Below are 3,484 nucleotides of genomic sequence, written 5' to 3'. Positions count from 1 at the left end.
GCCTGCTCCAGGACTGTATCCTGGTATCGGCGCAGCATGAATTTTGCTGCAGTACGGTAGTCGCCCCGGTAGCGGCTCAGGTCCGGGACCCGCCCCAGGAGAAGATCAATGGGCACCAGATGATTTGAAACGCCATGTACTTTGATAAATTGATCGCAGTGCGACTGCGAAATACGGGTATTGATTTCGAGAATTTTGAAGGCGTTGTCGTTTTCATCCCAAAAAAATTCAATGCCGAACGGTGAGTTGTCGAAGCCCATGTGCCGCAGCAGCTTCTCACCCGCCCTGCAAATTTCATCTTGCGCCTGTTTCGGCCAAACGGATGGATACTCATAGCGGGTGAAACTGAAGTTCTTGCGGTCCTTGACCGTATCGATAATGCCATGCACCTGGTACTCACCTTCAAGCAGTGAGCCTTCGATGCCACATTGCTTGCCGGTAATAATCTCCTCGGCAATACACCAGTTGCCATCCACTGCACCCACCACATCCGGCACAGTTATATGCGCAAGCGCCTGATTGAAGGGGTCGCCAAAGCTGTGGATCGCCGCGCGGATTTTCTCCAGGGCACCGTGGAATTGTTCCGCATTCTCGATACGAAACCCCAGAAACGACGAGTGGGCCTTGATGGGTTTGAGCCAAAACGGATAGTCGAGCATGACCTGTTCCAGCGGCTCCTCGGCAAACGGGTCAACGGCACAGAAATCCGGTGTCCAGCCCGGCATCAGCTTGCGCTGTTCCAGTCGGCTCCAGTATTTGTGCTCGCACTTGAGCACGGCCTCCAGAGATGCCGAGCGCAGACCAAAATCCTGGCTAAGGTGCGCCAGCAATACACTGGTAGGAAAGTCCCAGTGGCCGATAATGCCGGCAATAGGCTCGGGAAAAGCTTCGAGCTGCCGACGTGCCCTGTCCAGCATTGCGTCATAGTCGAACGTCGTCCGATTGACGACTTCCTCGAGCGCGAAGAGCGGGTGGAAGCGATAGTCGCCCGCATCCGGAACACACTCGAGGAAGGAAAGACGCAGTGGATCGAGCCCGAGGACAAAAAAGTGCTTGGGCATAGACTGCTCCAGTTGCGTACAGATCTTCTGCAGCGAATAACCCGTAATTGGTCGCAGTCTAGTGTGGTGAGTTGTAAATAAGAGGTCTGATTTTTCCGCTTGCAGGCAGCGGGTAGCAACGCCCCAGTCGCCCTCAGGGCCAGCTGAAGTCCACCGGCCAGAGTTTCTGGGATGCCTGGTCATAGGCTTCCCACAACTGTTGATACGTTTTGCCCTCTACCGGATGTACCGAATCCGGCACCAGCTCCGACAGCGGCAGCAACACAAATGCATTCTTGAGGATTTCCCCGCGCGGCAGTTTCACGCCGTCGACAACCCCGGTGAGGTCATCGTAGGTGAGGATGTCGATATCCAGGGTACGGGCACTGAATTTGGGGCCGCTGCGCAGGCGGCCGTTATCGTCCTCGATCTGGCGCAGCTTCAGAGCCAGCTCGCCCACCGGCAGAGCAGTTTCGATTGACGCAACCAGGTTGTAGAAATTGTCACCGTCAAAACCGACCGCTTCACTTTCATAGACCTGGGACATTTTCAGGTCACCAAATTCCCGCACCAGTGCATCGAGGCCCGCACCCAGGTGCTTGGCCCGATCGATATTACTGCCGAGACTGAGTAACACTGTCGCCATGATCAGACCTCCGCAGCAGGCTTTTTACCGGGCTCGCCGCGCTCGATAACCACCCCCACATCGCGGGCACCGCGCACGGCACCGGGCTTGGACAGGCGCAGGCGCAGCCAGCTCACATTGAATTCATCGCGCACGATTTGCGCCGCCTGTTCCGCCATGGTTTCCACCAGCAGGAATTCACTGCCTTCGATAAAAGCGATCAGGCGCTTGGCCACGGCCTTGTAGTTGAGGGTGTGCTCGATATTGTCGGTGCGCGCTGCCTCGCTGATATCGAAAGCCATTTCGATATCCAGGCTCACGGTCTGCCGCACTTCCCGCTCCCAGTCGTAGATACCAATAATGGTGTCGACTTTCAGGTCGCGGATATAAACGATATCCAAATCCGGTTCTCCTTACTTCCCATTCCTGCTTACGGGTTGTGCCCGCCCAGAACGCCCTTCAGCTCGGTTAACGGCCAGCGGGGACGCACTTCTATATCCAGATCTGCGCGCTGTCCGGCCTGCAGGCGCAGGCAACCGGCATAGGCGATCATCGCACCGTTGTCGGTGCAGAATTCGTGGCGCGGGTAATACACACTGCAGCCATCTTCCGCCAGGCGCGCTTCCAGCCGCTGGCGCAGCAGCTTGTTGGCGGATACACCGCCGGCAATAACCAGGGTTTTGCGCCCGGTCTGCTTGAGCGCGCGGCGACATTTGATCACCAGGGTATCCACCACTGCATCCTGGAAGGCAGCGGCGATATCCGCACAGGTCTGCTCGTCCGGCAGGCCATCTTCCAGCGCGTGCTGCTGCACCGTGGTCAGGGTAAAGGTCTTGAGGCCGGAGAAACTGAAATCCAGCCCGGGCCTGTCGGTCATCGGGCGCGGAAAGGTAAAGCGCAGCGGGTCGCCCTGTTCCGCCAGCGCCGCCAGGCGCGGACCGCCGGGGTAGTCCAGGTCCAGCATCTTGGCGGCCTTGTCGAAGGCCTCGCCGGCAGCGTCATCCAGCGACTCGCCCAGCAGCTCGTACTGACCGAGCCCCTGCACATCCACCAGCTGGGTGTGACCGCCGGACACCAGCAGCGCCACAAACGGAAATGCCGGCGGGTTCTCTTCCAGCATCGGCGCCAGCAGGTGTCCCTCCATATGGTGCACGCCGATGGCCGGCACGTCCCAGCCGTAGGCCAGCGCGCGGCCGGCGCAGGCCCCCACCATCAGCGCACCGATTAGGCCCGGACCTGCGGTGTAGGCAACACCGTCGATATCCGCCGGCGTGGTTCCGCTCTGGGCCATCACCTCCCGCACCAGCGGTAGCAGCTTGCGCACGTGGTCGCGGCTCGCCAGCTCCGGCACCACACCGCCGTAGTCGGCGTGCAGCTTTACCTGGCTGTAAAGGGTGTGCCCCAGCAGTCCCTGTTCGCTGTCGTACAGGGCGACGCCGGTTTCATCGCAGGAAGTTTCTATTCCGAGTACTCGCACGGCTCTCTGACTGTTCCTCGAGGGTTAAATGACCGACCATCCGGCACCGCCCGGTCTGCGGGGGCGCCTGCGGAATGGGTCGCGGGGGCGCTATCATACTCTTTAGATGGCGCAGTCCATAGGATCGGGCCCGGAACGCCCCTCGCACAATGCACGGTCATGGTGCACCGGTGCGACCCACGCCCCCTTGCTAGGGACTATAGCTACCAACCGAGTTACGGACCGACCGGGAAGGAGGGAATCCGCCCTGCAGATTGCCGCCACAAGGCTTGCGAAGGCCAGATCATCTGTATAGAATTTGCGCCCTCGCTGTGAACCGGCCTCCGGATTGCATCTGCGAGA

Annotated in this window: 4 protein-coding genes; all 4 read right to left on the bottom strand. The window is 59.6% G+C overall.

Annotated elements, in window-relative coordinates; genetic code table 11:
- Positions 1-1,061 (bottom strand): ATP-grasp domain-containing protein (locus QZ511_RS16565; protein WP_295804226.1); only part of this gene is annotated, 1,061 nt, incomplete at its 3' end.
- Positions 1,062-1,194: 133 nt separating this feature from the next.
- Positions 1,195-1,686 (bottom strand): 2-amino-4-hydroxy-6-hydroxymethyldihydropteridine diphosphokinase, encoded by a 492-nt coding sequence (gene folK, locus QZ511_RS16560; RefSeq protein WP_295804224.1) that lies wholly within the window; start codon positions 1,684-1,686, stop codon positions 1,195-1,197.
- A gap of 2 nt (positions 1,687-1,688) precedes the next feature.
- A complete protein-coding gene (gene folB / locus QZ511_RS16555; protein WP_295804218.1) occupies positions 1,689-2,066 on the bottom strand; it encodes a dihydroneopterin aldolase in 378 nt (125 codons plus the stop codon).
- Between the two features lie 29 nt (positions 2,067-2,095).
- Positions 2,096-3,142, bottom strand: coding sequence for a tRNA (adenosine(37)-N6)-threonylcarbamoyltransferase complex transferase subunit TsaD (gene tsaD / locus QZ511_RS16550; RefSeq protein WP_295804216.1), 1,047 nt, complete (start codon positions 3,140-3,142; stop codon positions 2,096-2,098).
- Between the last annotated feature and the right edge of the window lie 342 nt (positions 3,143-3,484).

It is taken from the genome of uncultured Microbulbifer sp. (assembly GCF_913055755.1).
Taxonomy (GTDB): Bacteria; Pseudomonadota; Gammaproteobacteria; order Pseudomonadales; family Cellvibrionaceae; genus Microbulbifer.
Note: the sequence above shows the minus strand (reverse complement) of the source record. Positions and strands in the feature narration are given on the sequence as shown.

Coding starts and splice junctions, on each gene's coding strand:
- folK (WP_295804224.1), bottom strand. CDS start 1,686: ATGGCGACAGTGTTACTCAGTCTCGGCAGTAATATCGATCGGGCCAAG.